We start from the raw sequence: 20,249 nt of genomic DNA on the forward strand, positions 1-20,249 counted from the left end.
ACCTCGGGGCATCCGTCTCAGTGCGGGATGCCGTCGATGATCTCGCGGGCGCCCTGCCGCAGCAGGGCCACGGCGACCGACGTGCCGAGCGTCGCCGGGTCGAGCGGGCCCGCCCATTCGTGGGCGTTGATCCGGGTCTTGCCGTCCGGTGTGAACACGCAGGCCCGCAGGGACAGTTCGCCGCTGCGGTCCACGCGGGCGTATCCGGCGATCGGGCTGTTGCAGTGCCCCTGAAGGACGTGCAGGAACATACGCTCCGCGGTGGCCTCCCGGAACGTGTCCGGGTCGCCGAGCGCGCTGACCGTGTCGATGGTCGCGGTGTCGTCCTCACGGCACTGGAGCGCGAGGATGCCCGCGCCGATCGGCGGCATCATCGTCTCGGGGGAGAGGACCTCGCTGATCACGTCCCGCCGGCCGATGCGCTCCAGGCCGGACACCGCGAGCAGTAGCGCGTCCGCCTCGCCCGCCGCGAGCTTCTCCAGGCGCCGGTTGGCGTTGCCACGGAACGGCACGCAGTCCAGGTGCGGGTGGGTGGCGGCCAGTTGGGCGACCCGGCGCACCGAGGAGGTGCCGATCCGGGTACCGGCCGGAAGCTCGTCCAGGGTGAGACCACCCGGATGGATGAGGGCGTCGCGGATGTCGTCCCGCTTCAGGAACGCGGCGAACGTGGTTCCCGCGGGCAGCGGCCGGTCGGCGGGCACGTCCTTGACGCAGTGCACCGCCAGATCGGCCTGGCCGGCCAGCAGCGCGGCGTCGACCTCCTTGGTGAAGGCCCCCTTGCCCTCGACCACGGACAGATCGCCCATCCACTTGTCCCCGGTGGTCTTCACCGGTACGACCTCGGTGCGCATCTCGGGATACAGGGCGGCCAACTCGGCGCGGACCCGCTCCACTTGGGCGAGCGCCATCGGTGAGTCGCGGGAGACGATACGGATCAGTTCGGGCACGGACATGCGGACACGATAGTCCCTTCGGGCGGTGCGCCCTTGCAGTACCGCTCGACTTCCGGACGAGGAGGCGGATCCAGGCGTCGGCTGACCGTTTCAGGACAACGGCGTACTGAGTTCGACCGAGCGCAGCGCGGAGGCCAGGGCCTGTTCGTCGCCGACGTCCAAAGCCGTGTCGGTGAGTTTGATGACGTGCTCGTCGCCGTGCGCGAGAGCCCGCTCCAGAACCTCCTCGGCGGTCAGCCGTGCGGGCGGCGTGTAGGCCGTCGGCTGCGCGGGCGCGTACATCGCGGTGACCGCGGCGGAAGCCGTCCAGGCCGCGCGCAGGCTCGGCGCCCACATCTCCCGCGGCAGCGAACCCAGCGTGCGCAGCACGGCGTTGGGGGCCGTCGCCGCGTGCACCAGCATGGTGTGCTCGCCGTGGCCGTGGGTGGCGTAGCGGTGGGTCGCGGCGCGGACGAGTTCGGTGAGCCGTTCCCTGGCCGTGTCCGGGTCGGTGACGTCGTCCGCCCAGACCGGCAGACGGCGCAGGGCGGCGAGCCGGGCCGGGAAGCCGCCCTCGGCCGCCTCGATGGCGGGTGTCGCGTCCAGCGACCGCGCCGCGGAGCGGTCGCCCGGCAGCGGGGCGATCCCGGACACGGGGTGGTGCCGGGCCGCCCAGTAGCCCAGTCCGTGCGCGAGTTCGGCGAGCCGGGGCGGGTTCGGTGCGGCTTCGAGGGCGCGTACGGCGTGGCCGACCCGGATGACCGGATGGGTGGCGCCGCCGTAGATCCCGGGCAGCAGGCGCGGCCACCACCGGGCGAGGACGTCGTGCCACGGGTGTTCGGCGAGGGCGCGGGAGAAGTAGCCGATCCAGTCGGCGGCCCGGCGCGGATCACCCAGCGCCGAGGGCCAGTTGTCGTCGGTGACGGGGGCCACCGGGGTCGGGAAGTCCTCCAGCTTGCCTCGGTAGAGGTCCAGCCAGCGGTGCACGGCGCCCGCCCGTCCGTGCGCGGCGAGTGCCTCGACGACCATGGGTGCGTGGTTGGTGAGCCGTCCCAGCCGCTCCGGTCCCGAGGAGTGGAGGCGTTCCAGGGCTTCTTCGAGCTGCCCGCTCGTGTCGCTGGTGTCCATGCACGGGACGCTAGGCCGCGCAGGGACGGGGCGGATCGGGCGCGGGACGGAACCCCTGGGTACATGGGTCCTACGTCCCGCGCCCGATGCCGTCGCCGGGTCGGTCGTCCGGGTCAGGCGCTGGGGTCGAAGGCGATGCCGGACGGCTTCGCCGACGCGAGGCCGTTCGCGAAGTTGGCGTCCTTGAGGGCGAAGTTGGCGCTGCCGAAGTCGTACGCGCTCAACTTGTCGCGCAGGCCCGCCGGGTAGCCGTTCCAGCCGACCAACGGCGGGTACTGCCAGGTGCCCTTGTGGTTCTCCGGCGGCTCGTCGCCCGAGTTCGCCAGCCGGAAGCAGTGCGTGCTGACGCCGTCCTTGTGGTAGACGACCTTCGCGTGCGTGCCGTCGAAGCGGACGCCGGACGCCGCGGTCACGGTGTACGAGCCGTGGTTGGACGTCGAGACGTACTGGACCTGGTTGTTCTGCACCCAGACCACGACGTGCTCCCAGTCGTTGCGGTGCCCGCCGATGCTGCTGCCGGCGACGGCCTGGTCCTTCTCGAAGTACAGGCCGTACATGTAGGCGCACCAGCCGTTGTTGCACTTGGAGCGCGAGTAGCTGTTGGTGTTGTCGAGGTCCGAGGCGTCGCGGCATTCGCCGTTGAGGGCGCCGGTCGGGTTGAGGCCGCCGTTGATCGTTCCGTCGGGGCCGATGGCGGGCGTGGGGTAGCACCCGTCCGTGTCGTAGTCGAAGGCCGGCTGGAAGGTCTTCTCGGCCGTGTCGGCGTTGGCGGGGAGCGCCGGAGGCGGGGCGGCGAAGGCGACGGTGGGGAAGGCGACGACCAGGGCGGCGGCGCCGGCCAGGCCGGTGAACCATCTCCTGCGGTGAGCCTTGAACGACGGTGACGACACTGCGTCCTCCTCTTGGTCCGGGCGCAGCCCAACGGCTGTGGGGGGAAGGGGAGATCAGCTTGCCGGGGTTTCATGTCCACGCCAAGAGTTCGCGGGCGTCTCTCTGGTAACGGCAGCCCCAACAGTTGGATCCTGACACCGTGTCAGCACAGGGCGCAGGGAAGGCAGGGAAGGCAGGGAAGACGAAGGGGAGGATGTCAGGTCAGCTCGTCCGGAAGGTTCGCCGCCGAGTCCTCGGGTGCGAGGTCGGGCCGCAACCGCAGCCAGGACGGCTGGCGCAGCAGTCCGGCCCGGGTCCGGGTGCTGTAGCGGACCTCGCCGACCAGGCGGGGCAGCACCCAGTGCGCGCCGGTGACCGGCGGAACGGGGTCGAAGGGGCACACGTCCGACTCGGCGGTCCGCAGCAGCGCGGCGAGTCGCTCTCGTTCGCTCTCGCTCCAGCCGGTGCCCACCCCGCCGACGTAGCGCAGCCGCCCCCGGGTGCGCTGTCCGACCAGCACCGCGCCCGGCAGGCCGGTCAGCCGCCCCTTGCCGGGGAGCCAGCCGCCCACGACGACGTCCTCGCTGAGCATGTTCCGGATCTTGATCCAGGCCCGGGAACGCACCCCGGGCTCGTACACCGAGTCCAGCCGTTTGCAGACCAGTCCCTCCAGCCCGTTCTCGCGGGTGGCGAGCAGGGCCTGCTCGCCGTGACCGACCAGGGCGGCCGGAGTCGACCAGTGCGGCCCGTTCAGGTCCAGCTCCTCCAGGAGGATGCGCCGACGGGTGTAGGGGAGGGAGACGAGGGGGCGGCCTCCCAGGTGCATCACGTCGAACAGGACGAGATGCACGGGCACCTCCGCCGCTCTGCGCGCCGCCCTGCCGGGTGACTGCACCAGACCCATGCGGGACTGCAGCAACTGGAAGTCGGCGCGCCCCTGTTCGTCCAACGCCAGCACCTCCCCGTCCAGCACGGCGGGGGTGGGGCCGAGCGCACGGCCCAGCGGCAGCAGTTCGGGGTAGGCGACGGTGGCGACCTCGCCGGACCGGGCGCGCAGGACCACGCTGCCGTCCCCGGCGAGATAGGCCACCACACGCTGGCCGTCCTGCTTCGTCTCGTAGGCCCACCGCGCGTCCTGCGCGGTGGGCGGCAGGGCGCCGGAAGTGGCGAGCATGGGCGGGATCAGCGGGAGGCTCACGGGTCAGTTGTCGACGCTCCAGCCCCTTGTCACGCGTGCCGCCCGCCGGGTTCGCCTGAACGGCGCCGTCGACGAGGGCGCCGACGGGGGCGGAACGCCGCCCGCCCCGGTGCCGGTGTGCTCTCGGACGATGCCGCTGTTCGCCCGCAGCGCCCGGCCGTGGAGCCAGTCGCGGCAGTGGCTGAAGAAGCGCACCGTCGGCTCGGACGTCAGCGGTGCGCGGCCGAGCCGCGGTGGTTGGCGGTCGGTGGTCGGTGGTCGGTGTACCGACCGGAACCGCTCCGCGACCTCGGCTCGTCGTGCCCTCAGTTCGCCGCGGGCGCGGGGGCCGTCGGCGCGTCGGCCGCGGGCGCCGGGGTCGGTGAGACGGGGATCCGCTGCCGGGGGATGAAGGCGGCGATCGCGAAGGCGAGGAGAGCGGCGCCGGCGCCGATCGCCATGACCGTCCTGAATCCGTCCTTCGAGGGCAGGGCGTAGCCGCCCAGCGTGGTGGTCATCTGCGAGAGGATGACACCCGCGATGGCGCTGGCCACCGACGTACCGATGGACCGCATCAGGGTGTTGAGGCTGTTGGCCGCGGCCGTCTCGCTCGCGGGGACGGCACCCATGATCAGGGCGGGCATCGAGCCGTACGCGAAGCCGATGCCGGCGCCGATCACGCAGGAGACCATCACCAGGTGCCAGACCTCGGACATCAGCACGATGTTCAGGCCGTACCCGCAGGCCACGATCACCGCACCGATCATCAGCGTCACCTTCGGACCCTTGGCCTTGGACACCGCGGCGGAGACGGGCGCGGTCGCCATCATCACCAGGCCGGAGGGCGCCATCACCAGACCGGCCGTCAGCAGCGACCTGCCCAGACCGTAGCCCGTCTGCTCGGGCAGCTGGAGCAGCTGCGGCAGGACCAGGGACATCGCGAACATGGCGAAGCCGATCGCCACCGAGGCGAGGTTGGTGACCAGTACCTGACGGCGGGCGGTGGTGCGCAGGTCGACCAGCGGCTGGGCGGTGCGCAGTTCGAACACGCCCCAGGCCAGCAGCACGAGCACGGCGGCGGCGAACAGACCGAGCGTCGTGCCGCTGGTCCAACCCCAGTCGGCCCCCTTGGAGATCGCCAGCAACAGGCACACCAGGCCGGTCGCCATGCCGAGCGCGCCGACCACGTCGAAGCGACCACCGGTGCGTACCCGCGACTCCGGAACCAGGGCGACCACCAGGGCGAGGGCGATCATGCCCATCGCGGCGGAGGCCCAGAACAGGACGTGCCAGTCGAAGTTGTCGGCGATCAGGGCGGCCGTCGGCAGACCGAGGGCGCCGCCGACGCCGAGGGAGGCGCTCATCAGCGCGGTCGATCCGGCCAGTCGCTCGGCCGGCAGCTCGTCCCGCATGATGCTGATGCCCAGCGGGATCACACCCGAGGCCAGCCCCTGCAACGCACGGCCCACCACCATCGGGACCAGGGCGTCGCTGAGCGCGCACACCACCGAGCCGATCACCAGCATCACGACGCTGATCATCAGCATCCGGCGCTTGCCGAACATGTCACCGAGGCGGCCCACCACCGGAGTGGCCACGGCCGCCGCCAGCAGGGTCGCGGTGACCGCCCAGGCTGCGTCGGAGGCCGGTGCGTCGAGGAGCCGGGGAAGCTCCGGCACGATCGGAATCACCAGCGTCTGCATCAACGCGACGACGATGCCGGCGAAGGCCAGCACCGCCACCACGGCGTTGGGTCTCGGCGCTGCGGTGCCCCCGGCCGCGGCGGGTGGGGCAAGGGCGTCGGACATACGGAGCCTCCGTGGGCGTGAGGTGGCGAGACGCGGCCAAAATTAAAGCAGCTGCTTGACTTACCTTAGTGGCTCCGTTTGTCTGCGTAGGCTTCCGGTACTTGAGGCGTCGCTCGGCGGCGGACCCGTGGCGGCTCCAAGGGGCCGGCCGGCGCGGGGTGTCCCAGGCCCCGGTGCGGTGGTGATCATGGCGGGCGGGACGGTGCGAGCCGAACAGGTCAGCGCGACACGGGAGTCGATCCTGGCGGCTGCGGAGCGGCTGTTCGCCGAGCACGGCGTGTACACGGTGTCCAACCGTCAGGTCAGCGAGGCCGCGGGTCAGGGGAACAACGCGGCGGTCGGCTATCACTTCGGAACCAAGACCGACCTGGTCAGGGCCATCATCCGCAAGCACGCCGCGCCGATCGGGGAGATCCGCGCCCGGCTGCTGGCCGCCACCGGCGACTCCACCGATGTGCGCGACTGGGTGGACTGCCTGGTCCGCCCGGTACCGGAGCATCTCGCGGCGCTGGGCAGTCCCACCTGGTACGCGCGGTTCTGTGCGCAGGTGATGACCGACCCGGCGCTGCGGCGGACCATGGCGGAGGAGTCCCTGGCGTCCCCGGACCTGCGGCAGATCGTGGAGGGGGTGCGGCGGTGTCTGCCCGAGCTGCCCGCCGAAGTGCGCACCGAACGCGGTGACATGGCCCGCCATCTCATCGTGCACGTCTGCGCCGAACGGGAGCGCGCGCTCGCCGAGAACGCGCCCACGCCACGCTCCAGCTGGCACGACGCCGCCACCGGCCTGGTGGACGCGGTCGTCGGCATGTGGCTGGCGCCCGTAACCCCGGGCAAAATTACTTGAGTTAGGCAATCAGCGGGGTAGGGTGGGAGCATGTACGGCGGCATCCGTGAGAAACCGGCGCCGGCCCGTGGGGCCGGACAGCACCTTCTGCTCGTCGTCGACGAACCGGACATGGCCGAACTGCTCTCCACCACCCTCGAACTGGCGGGGTACCGCATCACCGTGGTCGGCAGCGGGACCGAGGCGCTGGCACGGCTCACCGAGCGCCGGTTCGACCTCCTGGTCGTCGACGCGACGCTTCCGGACATGGAGAGCCTCGGCCGCGACCGGCCCGCCGTCGTGGACCGCCCGCCGGTGCTCCTGCTGACCGTGTACGAGTCCCTCGACCGGCTGGTCCCCGAACTGGGCCCGGGGGAGCGGGACTACGTCACCAAGCCCTTCCGGGTGGCCGAGGTCCTCGCTCGGGTGCAGGTCCTGCTGCGCGGATCGGGTCCCCGGCGACCGCGCCTCGACGAGCTGGGATACCGGGACCTGGTCCTGGACGACACCCGCTGCGAGGCGCGCCGCGGCACCCGGCGGCTCGACCTCACGCCGGCCGAGTACCGACTGCTGCGTCACCTTCTCGCCAACGCGCACCGGGTGCTGTCCAAGGAGCAGATCGGCCGCTACGTCTGGGGCGACTTCCGCGGCGACAACGCCATCGAGCAACTCGTCTCCCGACTGCGTCGCAAGGTCGACCAGGACGCGCCGGTGCTGATCCATACCCGCCGGGGCTTCGGTTACTGGCTGGGAGGAGCCGACGCCGAGCTCTGAGGCGTCGTAGAGCAGTCGTAGAGCAAACGCCCGTTCCCGGCAGGGGCTTTGTGTCATGGCCCTGCGGGCGCGTCAGCGTACGCGTTCAGGCATGGCCATCCTTTACAACTCCCTTATAAAACAAGGGGATCAGTGCATCCCGAGTGTGACTGTGATCCCGGTCACGTCAGCTTTCTGTCAGGAAACTGACGGGTTGACGTCAGTCCTCTCTGTTTGCATGTGCTCATCGAGGCCTCACCCATTTCACCCCGGCGTTCCGCCCGACGAGCGGAACCCCCACACCGAGGAGAACCATGGCCGACACCCTTGCCGGCGGCGCGCCCGACGCGGCCACGCCGGTGCCCGAGTTCCCGATGGCCAGGGCGGCGGGCTGTCCCTTCGACCCGCCCCCGACCCTCCAGGCCCAGCAGGACGAGGGCCGCCTCGTCAAGGTCCGTCTCTGGGACGGCAGCACGCCCTGGCTGGTGACCCGCTACGAGGACCAGCGAGCCCTGCTCCTCGACCCCCGGGTCAGCGCCGACATCACCACCCCCGGCTATCCGCTCCAGGCGCCGAGCAACGGCAAGAACAACATCAGCTTCATCCTGATGGACGACCCAGAGCACGCCCGCCTGCGGCGCATGGTGACGGCGCCGTTCGCGGTGAAGCGGATGCAGGCGCTTCGGCCCGGCGTGCAGAAGATCGTGGACGACCTGATCGACGACATGCTCACCGCCGGCGGCCCCGTCGACCTGGTGCAGGCGTTCGCCCTGCCGGTGCCCTCGCTGGTCATCTGCCGGCTCCTCGGAGTGCCGTACGCCGACCACGACTTCTTCCAGGAGAACAGCAGGACCCTCATCACACGGGACGCGGCCATGGAGGACCGCATGGCCGCCCACGGCAGGCTGATCGGCTACCTCGACGAGCTGATGGGCCGGAAGATGACCGACCCCGAGGACGACCTGCTCTCCGGGCTCGTGGCACGGGTCGAGGCGGGCGAGCTGACGCGGCAGGACGCCGCCCAGATGGGCGTACTGCTGCTGCTGGCCGGCCATGAGACGACCGCCAACATGATCGCGCTCGGCACGCTCGCCCTGCTCGAGAACCCGGACCAGCTCGCGCTGCTGCGTGACAGCGACGACCCCAAGCTGGTGGCGTCGGCGGTGGAGGAACTGCTGCGCTACCTCAACATCGTGCACGGCGGCCGGCGCCGGGCGGTGCTGGAGGACATCGAGATCGCCGGACAGGTGCTCCGGGCCGGCGAGGGCCTGATCCTGCCCAACGACATCGCAAACCGCGACCCCGAGGCCTTCGCCGACCCGGACCGGCTGGACATCACCCGCGACGCCCGTCGGCACGTCGCCTTCGGCTTCGGCGTCCACCAGTGCCTGGGCCAGCCGTTGGCCCGGATGGAACTCCAGGTCGTCTACAGCACCCTCTACCGCCGTATTCCGACCCTCCGGCTCGCCGCCGAGGTGGACAGCCTGCCGTTCAAGCACGACGGCTCGGTCTACGGCGTCTACGAACTGCCCGTCACCTGGTGACTCCCGCACCGATGGTCAATCCCCCGCACAGAACGAACGAGGTGCAGAGCATGCGCGTGGAACTGGACGAGCCGAAGTGTGTCGCGTCGGGGCAGTGCGTGATGGCAGCCCCCGAGGTCTTCGACCAGCGCGACGAGGACGGCATCGCCTTCCTGCTGGACGACAGGCCCCCGGCGGACTCCCTCGACGACGTGCGTGAGGCCGTGGCGATCTGCCCGGCCGCCGCCATCCGGCTGGTGGAGCGGTGAGGCGGATCGTCGTCGTGGGTGCCTCGGCCGCCGGACTCGCGGCGGCCGAGACGCTGCGCCGCGAGGGCTACGACGGCACGCTCACCCTGGTCGGTGACGAGCCGCTGCCCCCGTACGACCGGCCGCCGCTGTCCAAGCAACTCCTGGCCGCGGAGTGGGAGCCGGAGCGGCTGGCGCTGCGCACCTCCGCCGACCTGACCGCGCTCGGCCTCGACCTGCGGCTCGGGGTCGCGGCCACCCGCCTCGAACTGCCCCAGCGGATCGTCGAGTTGGCTGACGGCAGCGAAGTGCCGTACGACGGACTGGTGGTGGCGACCGGGGTCCGGCCGCGACGGCTGCCCGGCGAGGGGGCCCACGTGCTGCGCACCCTCGACGACGCCCTGACGCTGCGGGACCGGCTCACGCCGGGACGGCGCCTGGTCGTGGTGGGCGCCGGCTTCCTGGGCGCGGAGGCCGCCGCCGTCGCCTGGCGTCTGGGCGCCCACGTCACCCTCCTCGAACCCGCCCCGGTGCCGTTGGCCCACGCCGTCGGCACGTCCGTCGGGGAGGTGCTGACCCGGGCTCACCTGGACCGGGGCGTGGACCTGCGGTGCGGGGTCACCGTCACCGAGGTGACCGAGGGCGGGGTGCGGCTCGCGGACGGCGAGGTCGTCGACGCCGACGAGGTGCTGGTCGCCGTCGGCTCCCGGCCGAACACCGAGTGGCTGGAGGGCAGCGGCCTCGCCCTGGGTGACGGGGTGGTCTGCGACGAGTACTGCGAGGCCGCGAAGAACGTGTACGCGGCCGGGGATGTCGCCCGCTGGTACAACCCGCTGTTCGGCACGTCGATGCGGATCGAGCACCGCACCAACGCCGCCGAACAGGGCATGGCCGTCGCCCGCAACCTGCTTCGCCCCGAGGCGCGCAAGCCGTTCGCGCCGGTGCCGTACTTCTGGTCGGACCAGTACGAGATGAAGATCCAGGCGTACGGCTTCCTGCGCGGCCACGACGAGGTCGCGGTGGTGGACGGCGATCTCGCGGAGCGCCGGTTCGTCGCCGTGTACCGCACCGGCGACCGGGTCAGCGGCGCCCTCGCGGTCGGCATGCCCCCCAAGGCGCTCCGGACATGGCGGCAGGCCATCGCGGCCGGAGCGCCGTGGGACGAGACCGTCCGCGTCGAGGTCTCGGCGACCGAGGCATGACCTGAGCCGTCGAGGCAGGTCGCGGCGGGTCCGCTCCGGCGGATTGTTCGCCCGACGGACGGGGTGAGCGGGCTCGGGGGGCGGCCGTGCACGCGCGCCACCAGATTACTTGAGTTACGCAACAAGATGGTAAAGTGGCGCGCATGTCCACACAGCCGCTCCCCGACATCCCCGCCTCCCCGGAAGTCACCGAGATCGAGCGGGCGCTCACCCGCATCACCTACCTGAGCACGCGCGCCCGGCAGCACGAACGGCTCATGGCCCTGGCCGAGGTCCCCCTCGACCGTGCCGCCGTGGCGCTGCTGCGCCAGGTCGCCGACTCCGAGCCGCTGCGGCCGGGGGAACTGGCCAACCGGCTGGGCGTGGAGGCCTCCCACGTCACCCGCACCGTGCAGCAACTGCAGAAGTCGGGGTACGTCACCCGCGTCCCCGACCCCGACGACCGCCGCGCCCAGCGCATCCAGCTCACCGACACGGGCCGGCAGGCCATCGCCCGGATCCGGGACGCGGGCGCCCGCGGAATGCAACTCGCCCTCGGGCACTGGTCGCCCGAGGAACTGCGCCGGCTCGCCACGCTCTTCCACCGTATGGTCGACGACTTCCTGTCCTACTCCGTCGACGAGGACACCGAACCGGTGGCCGCGGCGCCCGCCGAGACCGCCTGACCGCATGGCCCGATCACCTCGACGCCGCACGGGAGCGGCGGCGAGGCGGCCGGTCGGCCGACACCGCCTCCCCGGGCGGTACGGGTTCCCGCAGGCCGCACAGCAGAAGGCACCCCAGCGCGGGCAGGGCCGCCAGCGGCACGAGCGCGGCCCGCAGAGACGTCGCATCGGCCACCGTCCCCAGAATCGGCGCGGCCAGACCCCCGACGCTCACGGTCAGGCCCAGCGTCACACCGCTCGCTGTGCCCATCCGCTCGGGCAGGAAGTCCTGCCCGAGCGTGACCTGCAGCGAGAACGGCACGTACAAGCCGGCCGAGGTGAGCGCGACGAACGGATACACCGCCGGGCCCGGGGCCAGCAGCACCCCCGCCACGGCGAGCACGGTCAGCGCGTACGACCACCGCACCACCGCCAGCCGGCCGTACCGGTCGGCGAGCCGGCCCCCGGCCAGGGTGCCCGTCGCTCCCCCCGCGTAGAGCACGCACAGCGCGACCGTACCGGCCAGGTCCCCGCCGCCGGTGCGCTCACGGACGTACAGCGAGACGAAGGCGCTCAGGCCGACGAAGACGATCGAGCGGCAGACGACGGCACCGGACAGCCGCAGGAACGACGGCCAGTCGTCGGTGCCGGTGCCCCCGGCGTCAGCGGCGACCGTGACGCGGGCGCCCCGTCGTGCGGACCGCGGCCGCGGACAGTACCGCTCCCAGCACGGCGGGGACGGCCAGCAGGGGAGTGGCGCGCAGGCCGCCGACGGCGACCACGCCGGCGACGAGCAGCGGGGCCAGGGCGAAACCGACGTTGCCGCCGAGAGCGAACCAGCCCATCGCCGTGTTGCCCTCGCCCGCGGCGGCACGGGCCGCACGGGCCGCCTCCGGATGGTAGGCGGCGATCCCGATCCCGGAGAGGGCGACCGCGGCCAGGGTGAACGCGTAGGAGCCGCCGATCCCGCTCGCGGCGACTCCGATCCCGGCGGTCAGGGCGCTCAGCGGCAGCAGCCCCGGCATCGCCCACCGGTCGGTGAGCGCCCCGAAAAGGGGCTGCACCACCGACGACAGCAGCGACGCCGCCAGGACGATGCCGGAGGCGGCGGCATAGGTGTAGGCGCGCTCGGCGACGAAGAAGGGGACGAGCGCGGCGACGGCTCCCTGATAGACGTCCACGCAGGCGTGGCCCAGGGACATCAGCGTGATGGTTCGGTCACCGGCTCGGTGACGGTTCTCGGACACCCGTCGATCGTCGCGGGACGACCGGGCGGCCCGCTTTCGATAACCTGCCGCACTGTGTCGAACATCCGCCACACGCCCACGGCCCCGACCCGCGCCCAGCCCCTGGCCGCCGGGGAACGCGTCGACGCGCACCGCCACGACGACCACCAGATCGTCTACGTGGGCTCCGGAGTCCTGGCCGTCACCACCGACGCCGGAACCTGGTTCGCGCCCGGCACCCGTGCCATCTGGGTCCCGGCCGGCACCGTGCACGCCCACCGCGCCCACGGCCGGCTCGACCTGCACCTGATCAGCCTGCCCGCCGAGGACAACCCGCTCGGCCTGGACACGCCGACCGTCCTCGCCGTCGGGCCGCTCCTGCGCGAACTGATCCTGGCCTACACCAGCGACCCCGCCGACGGCGGTCCCGAACGCCGGCGCCTGCTCGCCGTCCTGCGCGACCGGTTGCGCGCCTCACCGCAACAGCCGCTGTGGCTGCCCACCCCCACCGACCCGCGGCTCGCCGCGGTCTGCCGGATCGTCCACGCCGACCCCGCGGAACCCCGCACCCTCGCCGCCCTCGGGGCCGCGACCGGCGCCGGGGAGCGCACCCTCAGCCGCCTCTTCCGTCAGGAGTTCGGCATGACGTTCCCGCAGTGGCGTACCCAGTCCCGCCTCTACCACGCCCTGCGCATGCTGGCCGACGGCACACCGGTCACGGCCGTCGCGCACCGCTGCGGCTGGTCCTCCGCGAGCGCGTTCATCGACGTCTTCCACCGCGCCTTCGGCTACACGCCGGGCACGCACAACCGCCGTTGTCCGGCCGACGCGGACCCGGCGGGTCCCCGGGGTTGTACCGTCCAGTAATATCGCGCGGCAGGTCATCACGAGGAGGAACCGTGTCACGGTCCGAACGCTCGCCCCTGCTGCTCGCCGGCCTGCTGGCCGCCGCGGGTGTCACCCACTTCGCCGCTCCACGCCCGTACGACGCGACCATCCCGAGCGGTCTGCCGGGGCCGCCCAGGGCCTGGACCTACGCGAGCGGGGCCGTCGAACTGGCGCTGGCCGCGGGTGTGGCCCTGCCGCGCACCCGGCGGACGGCCGCGCGAGCCACGGCCGCGTTCTTCGTCGGGGTGTTCCCCGCCAACGTCAAGATGGCCCTGGACTGGCGCCACCGACCCGCACCGCAGAAGGCCGCGGCCTTCGGGCGGCTGCCCCTCCAGGTGCCGCTCGTCCTGTGGGCGCGCAGCGTCGCCGCGAGCGGGGAGGGCCGGTCGTGACCACACGTACAGAGGTCGGAGACACGGTCGAGGACTTCGAGCTGCCGGACGAGACAGGCACGCTCCGCAGCCTCACCGGCCTGCTTGCCGACGGACCCGTCGTGCTGTTCTTCTATCCCGCGGCCCTCACCACCGGCTGCACCGCGGAGGCCTGTCACTTCCGCGACCTGGCCGCCGAGTTCGCCGCCGTCGGCGCCCGGCCCGTCGGCGTCAGCGGCGACCCCGTCGAACGCCAGCAGGAGTTCTCCGGGCAGCACAACCTGGGCATGACCCTGCTGTCCGACCTCGAGGGGACGGTCCGTGAACGGTTCGGCGTCAAGCGGGGCTTCTCGCTCGCGCCCACCAAGCGGGTCACCTTCGTCATAGCCGAGGACCGGACGGTCCTGGAGGTCGTCCGCAGCGAACTGCGGATGAACACCCACGCCGACCGCGCCCTCGACGCGTTGCGAACTCACCGGAAGTGACGCAGGGGCCCAGGTAGCGGCCTCGCGCTTGATGCGGTGTGACAAAGAGACCATCCTGGACGATATGGAGCATGTCTCCGCTGCGGCGACCACGGATGCCCACGGCATCGTGACGGGGTGGAGCGAGGGTGCCCGGCGGCTGACGGGACGCACGGCCGAGGAGGCCGTGGGAGTCGCGGCGCGGGAACTGCTCGCCGAGGACCCGCCGGACCGAGCCGTGGCGGAGCTGGCCGGCACCGTCGTACTGCGGCACCGGGACTCCACCCCCGTCACGGTCACCCTGCGGGCGCAGCCGGTGCTCGGCGCGGACGGCACACCGAACGGCTACGTGATCACCGAGCAGCCCGGCGAGGGGGAACCCACCCTCGCCGGGCAGGCCTTCCAGCAGGCGTCCGTGTCGATGTCCGTCTTCGACACCCGGCAGCACTATCTGCGCCTCAACGACACCGCCTGCCGGGTGATGGGCGTGCCGGAAGAGGCTCTGATCGGCAGACCGTTCCCGGAGACCGTGGAGGACGCCGAGTACAGCCGGGGTTTCCACAACAACCTGCGCCAGGTCGCCGAGACCGGCCGGCCGGTCCACTACGAGAGCTTCGCGGGCGCGCCCGCCCTCAACCGGGAGCATGCCTGGACCACCGAGATGTGGCCCGTGCGGGACGACTCCGGGGTGGTGACCGGAGTCGCCCTCGCGGCGCTCGACAGCACTGAACAGCACCGGGCCCGGCAGCGTCTGGCCCTGCTCAACGAGGCGTCGGCCGCCATCGGCACCACCCTGGACGTGGTGCGCACCGCCGAGGAACTGGTCGAGCTCCTCGTTCCCGGGTACGCCGACTTCGCCAGCGTGGACCTCCTCGAATGGGTCCTCGGGGCGGACGAACCCCAGACGGCACTGGACGGAGAGGTAGTCCTGCGCCGCGTCGCCCACGGCTCCGGCACCGAGGGCACCCCGGAGGCGGCCGTGCACCTGGGCGAGACGGACGCCTACCCCGGGTACTCGCCGCCCGCCCGTGCCCTGCGGGAGGGCCGGGCGGTCCTCGGCCAGGCCGGCGAGCCGGACTTCATACGCTGGGTCGCCGAACGCAACGCCCGCGCCCCCGAGGGACGACCCCAGCGCAAAGGCGTCCACTCGATGCTCGCGGTGCCGCTGCGGGCCCGCGGCACCACCCTGGGCGTCGCCGTGGCCGTCCGCATCGCCCACCCGGACGACTACGGTGCCGACGATGCCGTCCTCGCCGAGGAACTCGCCAGCCGCGCCGCCGTCTGCGTCGACAACGCCCGCCGCTTCGCCCGCGAACGCACCACCGCCCTGGCCCTCCAGCACAGTCTGCTGCCCCGCGGCCTGCCCGGACAGGCGGCGGTCGAGGTCGCCCACCGCTACCTGCCCTCCGGCTCACTGGCCGGCCTCGGCGGCGACTGGTTCGACGTGATCCCGCTCTCCGGCAGCCGGGTCGCCCTGGTCGTCGGCGACGTCGTCGGACACGGCATCCCGTCGTCTGCGACCATGGGCCGCCTGTGCACGGCCGTGCGTACCCTCGCCGACGTGGACCTGCCGCCGGACGAACTGCTCACCCACCTCGACGACCTGGTCATCCACCTCGCGGCCGACGACCGCGACGCAGAGGCCGCGGAACTGGGCGCCACCTGCCTCTACTCCGTCTACGACCCGGTCTCGCGCCGCCTCACCCTGGCCTCCGCCGGTCATCCGCCGCCCGCCCTGGTGCTGCCCGACGGCACCACGAGCCTCGTCCCGCTGACCGCGGGCCCACCGCTCGGCCTCGGCGGCCTGCCCTTCGAGGCGACCGTGGTGGAACTGCCCGAGGGCGCCGTCGTCGCCCTGTACACCGACGGACTCGTCGAGGACCGCGACCGCGACATCGATCACGCCACCGACGAACTGTGCCGCGCCCTGACCGCCCGCACCGACACCCTCGACGCCCTGTGCGACACGGTCCTGAAGGCCGTCCTGCCGGAAGAGCCCGGCGACGACGTGGCCCTGCTGCTGGCCCGCACCCGGTCGCTGGGCGCGGACCGGGTCGCCACCTGGGACGTCGTCCCGGACCCCGTCCACGTGGCCGCCACCCGACAGGCCGCCACCGAGCAACTGACCGCGTGGGGACTGGACGAGGCGGCCTTCGTCACCGAACTGGTCGTCAGCGAACTGGTCACCAACGCCATCCGCTACGGCGAACCGCCCATCCAGCTGCGGCTGATCCGCGACCGCACCCTCATCTGCGAGGTCTCCGACGGCAGTTCCACCTCGCCGCACCTGCGCCGGGCGCACGCCTTCGACGAAGGGGGCCGCGGCCTGCTCCTGGTCGCCCAGCTCACCCAGCGCTGGGGCAGCCGGCAGACCGGCAGCGGCAAGACGATCTGGGCCGAGCAGTCGCTGACGCCGGAGTTCTGACGGTGCTCACCCCTCCCGGCCGCCGGCGGCGACCTGGGCGAGGGTGCGGCCGGAGCGCGCGGACCGGGCCCGGCGCGGGTCGGGCGTGCCCTGTGCCCCGGTGCGTCCCTCGGACGCCTTCACCAGCAGCCAGGACTCGTCCTTCCCCTTGCGGAACCGGGTCAGGGCGTACTCGCCGTGCAGCTTCGACCCGTGCAGCCGGAACCTCGCGTGCCCGTGCTCCAGGGACTCACCGAAGTCCACGGGCCGTCCCTGGCGGTCGTGGCTCAGCGGCTCGAACGTGCCGTGGTCCCAGACGATCACCGTCCCGCCGCCGTACTCGCCCCGCGGGATGACGCCCTCGAACTCGTCGTAGTCCAGCGGGTGGTCCTCGGTGGGCACCGCGAGCCGCTTGTCCTTCGGATCGTCGGAGGGGCCCTTCGGGATCGACCAGGACTTCAGGACGTCGTCGACCTGGAGCCGGAAGTCGAAGTGCAGGGTGCTCGCGTCGTGGATCTGCACGACGAACCGGGGCGCGCTTCCGGGGGACGCCGTCCGTCCCTCCGGTTCCTCGGTCCGGCCGAAGTCTCGTTTTCCGCGGTAGTCCCGCAGCCGCTCCTGTCCGCCCACGGCTGCCTCCTTCCCGAGCGCCCCGAGTACCCCGCCGAGGGCCCGCACAACGCCACAGGCCCACCGCCTCAGAACTCCTCGTGCGTCTCCGGATCCCCGCCGACGCGCCGGTGGGGACGGTCGGCGATCGCGTCCATCTGGTCGGCGCTCAGCTCGAAGCCGAAGACATCGAGGTTCTGGCGCTGCCGCTCGGGGTCCGAGGACTTCGGGATGGGGAGCGCGCCGAGCTGGACGTGCCAGCGCAGGACGACCTGGCCGGGCGTCACCCCGTGTGCCTCGGCGACGGAGACCACGGCGGGATCCTCCAGCAGCTCCGTGCCCCGCCCCAGCGGGCTCCAGCTCTCGGTCAGGACGCCCTTGTCGGCGTGGAAGGCGCGCAGCTCCTCCTGCGGGAAGAAGGGGTGCAGTTCGATCTGGTTGACGGCGGGCAGGACCCCCGTCTCCTTCTCCAGCCGCTCGATGTGCTCGGCCGTGAAGTTGGAGACGCCGATCGAGCGGACGAGGCCCTCCTCGCGCAGCCCGACCATGGCCTTCCAGGAGTCCACGTACTTGTCGACGCGGGGGAGCGGCCAGTGGATCAGGTACAGGTCCACTTGGTCCACACCGAGGCGGGCGCGGGACTCCTCGAAGGACGCGAGAGTCTCCTCGTAGCCGTGGTGCCGGCCCGGGAGCTTCGTGGTCACCACGATCTCCTCCCGGGGCACCGCGCCTCCCGCCAGGCCGCGGCCGACACCGGTCTCGTTGCGGTAGTTCGTCGCCGTGTCGACGAGGCGGTATCCCGTCTCCAGGGCGCCGCGTACCGCCTGCTCCGCCTGCGTGTCGTCCATCGGCCAGGTGCCGAGGCCGAGTGCCGGGATCGTCGTACCGTCGTTGAGCGTGTGCGTCGGGATGCTGATCACTGCCGGACCTTCCCTTGACTGTGGCTGTGCCCGTGTCGGGTACCCAGTCTCACCGGCTCGGACATGACCGTGCGACGCACTGTCGCCCGGCACTCCGAACGCTGTCACGATCTTCAGTGACCGGCACGGACCGAGCCGGTGCGGACGGACGGATCAACGGAGCGTGTATGACGACGGACAGGGCCACTGCGGACCGCTCGGACGAGGCCACGGGGGTCGAGGTGCGACCGGCCGCCGGACACATCGGCGCCGAGATCACCGGTGTCGACCTGGCCGGTGGCCTCGACGACGCCGTGATCGCCGCGATCCGGGCGGCGGTGCTGCGCTGGAAGGTGGTGTTCTTCCGGGAACAGCGGCTCGACCACGCCGGGCAGGTGGCGTTCGCCCGTCGGTTCGGCGAACCGGTCGCGCCGCGCAGACGAGGCAGCGCCTCTCCGCAGGACTTCCCCGAGATCGAGACGACCGCCGACCGGTTGGAGCTGGGCGGCAGGTTCGGCATGGAGCACGACGAATGGCTCAGGCGCCGCCGGCACACCCTGCTGCGCGGCTGGCACTGCGACCACGGAGCCCGTATCGACCCGCCGATGGCGACGATCCTGCGCGCCGAGACCGTGCCGCCCTACGGAGGGGACACCACCTGGTCGAACCTGGCCGCGGCGTACGCCGGACTCTCCCTGCCGGTAAGGGAGTTCGTGGACGGGCTCCGGGCCGAGCACCGGCTGGGTGTCGGCTACCAGGCACGGCCCGGCGAGGACGCGTACGTCCGGCATCTGCTGGACCATCAGGTCGCCTCGCTGCACCCGCTGGTCCGGGTCCACCCCGAGACGGGGGAGCGGATCCTGTACGTCAACGGCTACTACGTCGAGCAGATCGCCGGCCTCTCCCGGGCCGAGAGCGGCGCGATCCTGGAGATGCTCCTCGACCAGGCGACCCGGCCCGAGTACACGGTCCGCTTCCGCTGGGAGCCCGGCAGCGTCGCCTTCTGGGACAACCGGGCCACCATCCATCTGGCGCCCGGCGACAACGCGCACCTCGACTTCCCCCGGACCATGCACCGGGTGATGCTCGCCGGTGATGTTCCGGTCGGCGTGGACGGCAAGCCCTCGGAGCCGATCACCGGGACCGAGCCCGGGCGCTGGTGATCCCGCTCAGGCGCCGGGCCGCCAGCCCAGCGCCGGGCCCAGCTTCGTCGCCATGTCGGTGAGGATCTGCACGTAGTCCTCGTGCCCGAACGTGAACGGCAGCGCGAACGCCACCTCGTCGACCTCGCGGAACGCGGCGTGCGCATGGAGCCGTTCGGCGATCTCGTCCGAGGTGCCGACGATGTCCGGCGCGAACATCAGCCGGGCCGGTCCCTGCGGTGCCGCGGTACGAGGGGTGCGCTTCGCCGCGTACTCCTCGTACCGCGCGCGCTGCTCGGGCGAGGCGGAGTCGATGGGGATGACGACGAGGCCCTGGGAGACACGGGCGTCGTCGCCGTCGGGGTGGGCGGCGCGGAAAGCGCGGATGTGGGAGAGCTGGATCTGGGCGAAGTCCGGTGCCCCTTCGGCCTGTTCCACCTGTTCGGCCTGTTCCGCCTTGACGACGCTGCTGACCAGGAAGTTCATACCGTGCTCACCGGCCCACTTCGCCGAGCCCAGGCTGCCGCCGCCGTACCAGAGGCGCCGACCGAGGCCGGGGGAGTGCGGCTGCACCCGGTCGCTGAACACCTCGAACCCCTCGGCCCCGCTGAAGCCGGTGGCAGGCTCCCCGCGCACGAAGTCCAGCAGCCGCCGCACCCGCTCGTAGCTGAAATCCTCGGCGTCAGCGGTGTCCGGGTACAGCGCGCCCTTGACCTCGTCGTAACGCATGGGCGGGCCCACGCTCACACCGGGGTTGACGCGGCCGCCCGACAGCAGGTCGACGGTCGCCAGGTCCTCGGCCAGCCGCAGCGGGTTCTCCCAGCCCAGCGGGATCACCGCGGTGCCGAGTTCGATACGGCTGGTGCGCTGCGAGGCCGCCGCCAGGACCGCGACGGGCGACGAGATGCCGTACTGCAGATGGCGATGCCGCAGCCACGCGCTGTCGAAGCCCAGCCGCTCACCCAGCTCGATGATCTCCAGCGTGGACTCGTGGCCCCGGCGCGGATCCGCCTCGTCGAACAGGCCGATGGTCAGGAAGCCCAGCTTGCGCAACGGGCGAGAGGCGGGTGGCACGGGCTCCTCCGGCGTTCTTCGATCAACGCGTACGACGGTGCCAACCGGACCGTGACGGGAAGTG

The 20,249-nt window shown here is 72.2% G+C and carries 19 protein-coding genes and 1 pseudogene; 11 read left to right on the forward strand and 9 right to left on the reverse strand.

Annotation, left to right across the window (positions count from 1 at the left end; genetic code table 11):
- Positions 1–17: 17 nt before the first annotated feature.
- From hemC to OHA64_RS45615, 5 genes are all read right to left on the reverse strand, one after another.
- On the reverse strand, positions 18–953 hold the full coding sequence (hemC, locus tag OHA64_RS45595) for a hydroxymethylbilane synthase (protein ID WP_405623153.1): 936 nt from the start codon (positions 951–953) through the stop codon (positions 18–20).
- A gap of 90 nt (positions 954–1,043) precedes the next feature.
- A complete protein-coding gene (locus OHA64_RS45600; RefSeq protein WP_405623154.1) occupies positions 1,044–2,060 on the reverse strand; it encodes a questin oxidase family protein in 1,017 nt (338 codons plus the stop codon).
- Positions 2,061–2,173: 113 nt separating this feature from the next.
- Positions 2,174–2,950, reverse strand: coding sequence for an NPP1 family protein (locus OHA64_RS45605; RefSeq protein WP_405623155.1), 777 nt, complete (start codon positions 2,948–2,950; stop codon positions 2,174–2,176).
- 197 nt (positions 2,951–3,147) lie between these two features.
- A complete protein-coding gene (locus OHA64_RS45610) occupies positions 3,148–4,128 on the reverse strand; it encodes an ATP-dependent DNA ligase (protein WP_405623157.1) in 981 nt (326 codons plus the stop codon).
- A gap of 305 nt (positions 4,129–4,433) precedes the next feature.
- Positions 4,434–5,915: an MFS transporter gene (locus OHA64_RS45615; protein ID WP_405623158.1), complete on the reverse strand. Its 1,482-nt coding sequence runs from the start codon at positions 5,913–5,915 to the stop codon at positions 4,434–4,436.
- A gap of 187 nt (positions 5,916–6,102) precedes the next feature.
- Between OHA64_RS45615 and OHA64_RS45620 the strand changes: the two genes are divergently transcribed.
- From OHA64_RS45620 to OHA64_RS45645, 6 genes are all read left to right on the forward strand, one after another.
- Positions 6,103–6,759 carry a TetR/AcrR family transcriptional regulator gene (locus OHA64_RS45620; RefSeq protein ID WP_405623159.1) on the forward strand — a complete coding sequence of 219 codons (657 nt, stop codon included), beginning with the start codon at positions 6,103–6,105 and terminating at the stop codon, positions 6,757–6,759.
- Positions 6,760–6,789: 30 nt separating this feature from the next.
- On the forward strand, positions 6,790–7,512 hold the full coding sequence (locus OHA64_RS45625; protein WP_405623160.1) for a response regulator transcription factor: 723 nt from the start codon (positions 6,790–6,792) through the stop codon (positions 7,510–7,512).
- Between the two features lie 293 nt (positions 7,513–7,805).
- Entirely contained in the window at positions 7,806–9,035 is a 1,230-nt protein-coding gene (locus OHA64_RS45630) for a cytochrome P450 (RefSeq protein WP_405623161.1), read from the forward strand.
- A gap of 50 nt (positions 9,036–9,085) precedes the next feature.
- Positions 9,086–9,283 (forward strand): ferredoxin, encoded by a 198-nt coding sequence (locus OHA64_RS45635; RefSeq protein WP_405623162.1) that lies wholly within the window; start codon positions 9,086–9,088, stop codon positions 9,281–9,283.
- Positions 9,280–10,464, forward strand: coding sequence for an NAD(P)/FAD-dependent oxidoreductase (locus OHA64_RS45640; protein WP_405623163.1), 1,185 nt, complete (start codon positions 9,280–9,282; stop codon positions 10,462–10,464). The genes OHA64_RS45635 and OHA64_RS45640 overlap by 4 nt, the downstream gene beginning before the upstream one ends.
- Positions 10,465–10,607: 143 nt before the next feature.
- Positions 10,608–11,129, forward strand: coding sequence for a MarR family winged helix-turn-helix transcriptional regulator (locus OHA64_RS45645; protein ID WP_405623164.1), 522 nt, complete (start codon positions 10,608–10,610; stop codon positions 11,127–11,129).
- A gap of 13 nt (positions 11,130–11,142) precedes the next feature.
- Here OHA64_RS45645 and OHA64_RS45650 read toward each other — a convergent pair.
- Positions 11,143–12,310: pseudogene (locus OHA64_RS45650) on the reverse strand (MFS transporter).
- 99 nt (positions 12,311–12,409) lie between these two features.
- Between OHA64_RS45650 and OHA64_RS45655 the strand changes: the two are divergent.
- The 4 genes from OHA64_RS45655 (at position 12,410) to OHA64_RS45670 (ending at position 16,482) form a co-directional block, all read left to right on the forward strand.
- Positions 12,410–13,201, forward strand: a complete 792-nt coding sequence (locus tag OHA64_RS45655) for an AraC family transcriptional regulator (RefSeq protein WP_405623166.1) — start codon at positions 12,410–12,412, stop codon at positions 13,199–13,201.
- A gap of 32 nt (positions 13,202–13,233) precedes the next feature.
- Positions 13,234–13,614, forward strand: a complete 381-nt coding sequence (locus tag OHA64_RS45660) for a hypothetical protein (protein ID WP_405623167.1) — start codon at positions 13,234–13,236, stop codon at positions 13,612–13,614.
- On the forward strand, positions 13,611–14,078 hold the full coding sequence (locus tag OHA64_RS45665) for a peroxiredoxin (RefSeq protein ID WP_405623168.1): 468 nt from the start codon (positions 13,611–13,613) through the stop codon (positions 14,076–14,078). The genes OHA64_RS45660 and OHA64_RS45665 overlap by 4 nt, the downstream gene beginning before the upstream one ends.
- Positions 14,079–14,142: 64 nt before the next feature.
- A complete protein-coding gene (locus tag OHA64_RS45670) occupies positions 14,143–16,482 on the forward strand; it encodes a SpoIIE family protein phosphatase (RefSeq protein WP_405623170.1) in 2,340 nt (779 codons plus the stop codon).
- Positions 16,483–16,488: 6 nt separating this feature from the next.
- On the opposite strand, the gene OHA64_RS45675 is transcribed toward OHA64_RS45670, so the two are convergent.
- Together OHA64_RS45675 and OHA64_RS45680 are read right to left on the reverse strand one after the other, a co-directional pair.
- The gene (locus tag OHA64_RS45675) at positions 16,489–17,091 is read right to left on the reverse strand and encodes a DNA polymerase ligase N-terminal domain-containing protein (RefSeq protein ID WP_405623172.1); all 603 of its coding nucleotides are present in this window, start codon (positions 17,089–17,091) and stop codon (positions 16,489–16,491) included.
- Between the two features lie 68 nt (positions 17,092–17,159).
- On the reverse strand, positions 17,160–17,990 hold the full coding sequence (locus tag OHA64_RS45680; RefSeq protein ID WP_405623173.1) for an aldo/keto reductase: 831 nt from the start codon (positions 17,988–17,990) through the stop codon (positions 17,160–17,162).
- A 167-nt stretch (positions 17,991–18,157) separates the two neighbouring features.
- Between OHA64_RS45680 and OHA64_RS45685 the strand changes: the two genes are divergently transcribed.
- Positions 18,158–19,132, forward strand: coding sequence for a TauD/TfdA dioxygenase family protein (locus OHA64_RS45685; protein ID WP_405623174.1), 975 nt, complete (start codon positions 18,158–18,160; stop codon positions 19,130–19,132).
- A gap of 6 nt (positions 19,133–19,138) precedes the next feature.
- Here the strand turns inward: OHA64_RS45685 and OHA64_RS45690 are convergent, their stop codons facing one another.
- Positions 19,139–20,185 (reverse strand): LLM class flavin-dependent oxidoreductase, encoded by a 1,047-nt coding sequence (locus OHA64_RS45690; protein ID WP_405623175.1) that lies wholly within the window; start codon positions 20,183–20,185, stop codon positions 19,139–19,141.
- Between the last annotated feature and the right edge of the window lie 64 nt (positions 20,186–20,249).

It is taken from the genome of Streptomyces sp. NBC_00076 (assembly GCF_045041235.1).
Classification (GTDB): Bacteria; Actinomycetota; Actinomycetes; order Streptomycetales; family Streptomycetaceae; genus Streptomyces.

Bases quoted from the DNA above. Each gene is read 5' to 3' on its own strand.
- OHA64_RS45670 (WP_405623170.1), top strand. From the start codon at position 14,143: ATGGAGCATGTCTCCGCTGCGGCGACCACGGATGCCCACGGCATCGTG.
- OHA64_RS45600 (WP_405623154.1), bottom strand. From the start codon at position 2,060: ATGGACACCAGCGACACGAGCGGGCAGCTCGAAGAAGCCCTGGAACGC.
- OHA64_RS45630 (WP_405623161.1), top strand. From the start codon at position 7,806: ATGGCCGACACCCTTGCCGGCGGCGCGCCCGACGCGGCCACGCCGGTG.
- OHA64_RS45685 (WP_405623174.1), top strand. From the start codon at position 18,158: ATGACGACGGACAGGGCCACTGCGGACCGCTCGGACGAGGCCACGGGG.
- OHA64_RS45615 (WP_405623158.1), bottom strand. From the start codon at position 5,915: ATGTCCGACGCCCTTGCCCCACCCGCCGCGGCCGGGGGCACCGCAGCG.
- OHA64_RS45635 (WP_405623162.1), top strand. From the start codon at position 9,086: ATGCGCGTGGAACTGGACGAGCCGAAGTGTGTCGCGTCGGGGCAGTGC.
- OHA64_RS45625 (WP_405623160.1), top strand. From the start codon at position 6,790: ATGTACGGCGGCATCCGTGAGAAACCGGCGCCGGCCCGTGGGGCCGGA.
- hemC (WP_405623153.1), bottom strand. From the start codon at position 953: ATGTCCGTGCCCGAACTGATCCGTATCGTCTCCCGCGACTCACCGATG.
- OHA64_RS45620 (WP_405623159.1), top strand. From the start codon at position 6,103: ATGGCGGGCGGGACGGTGCGAGCCGAACAGGTCAGCGCGACACGGGAG.
- OHA64_RS45645 (WP_405623164.1), top strand. From the start codon at position 10,608: ATGTCCACACAGCCGCTCCCCGACATCCCCGCCTCCCCGGAAGTCACC.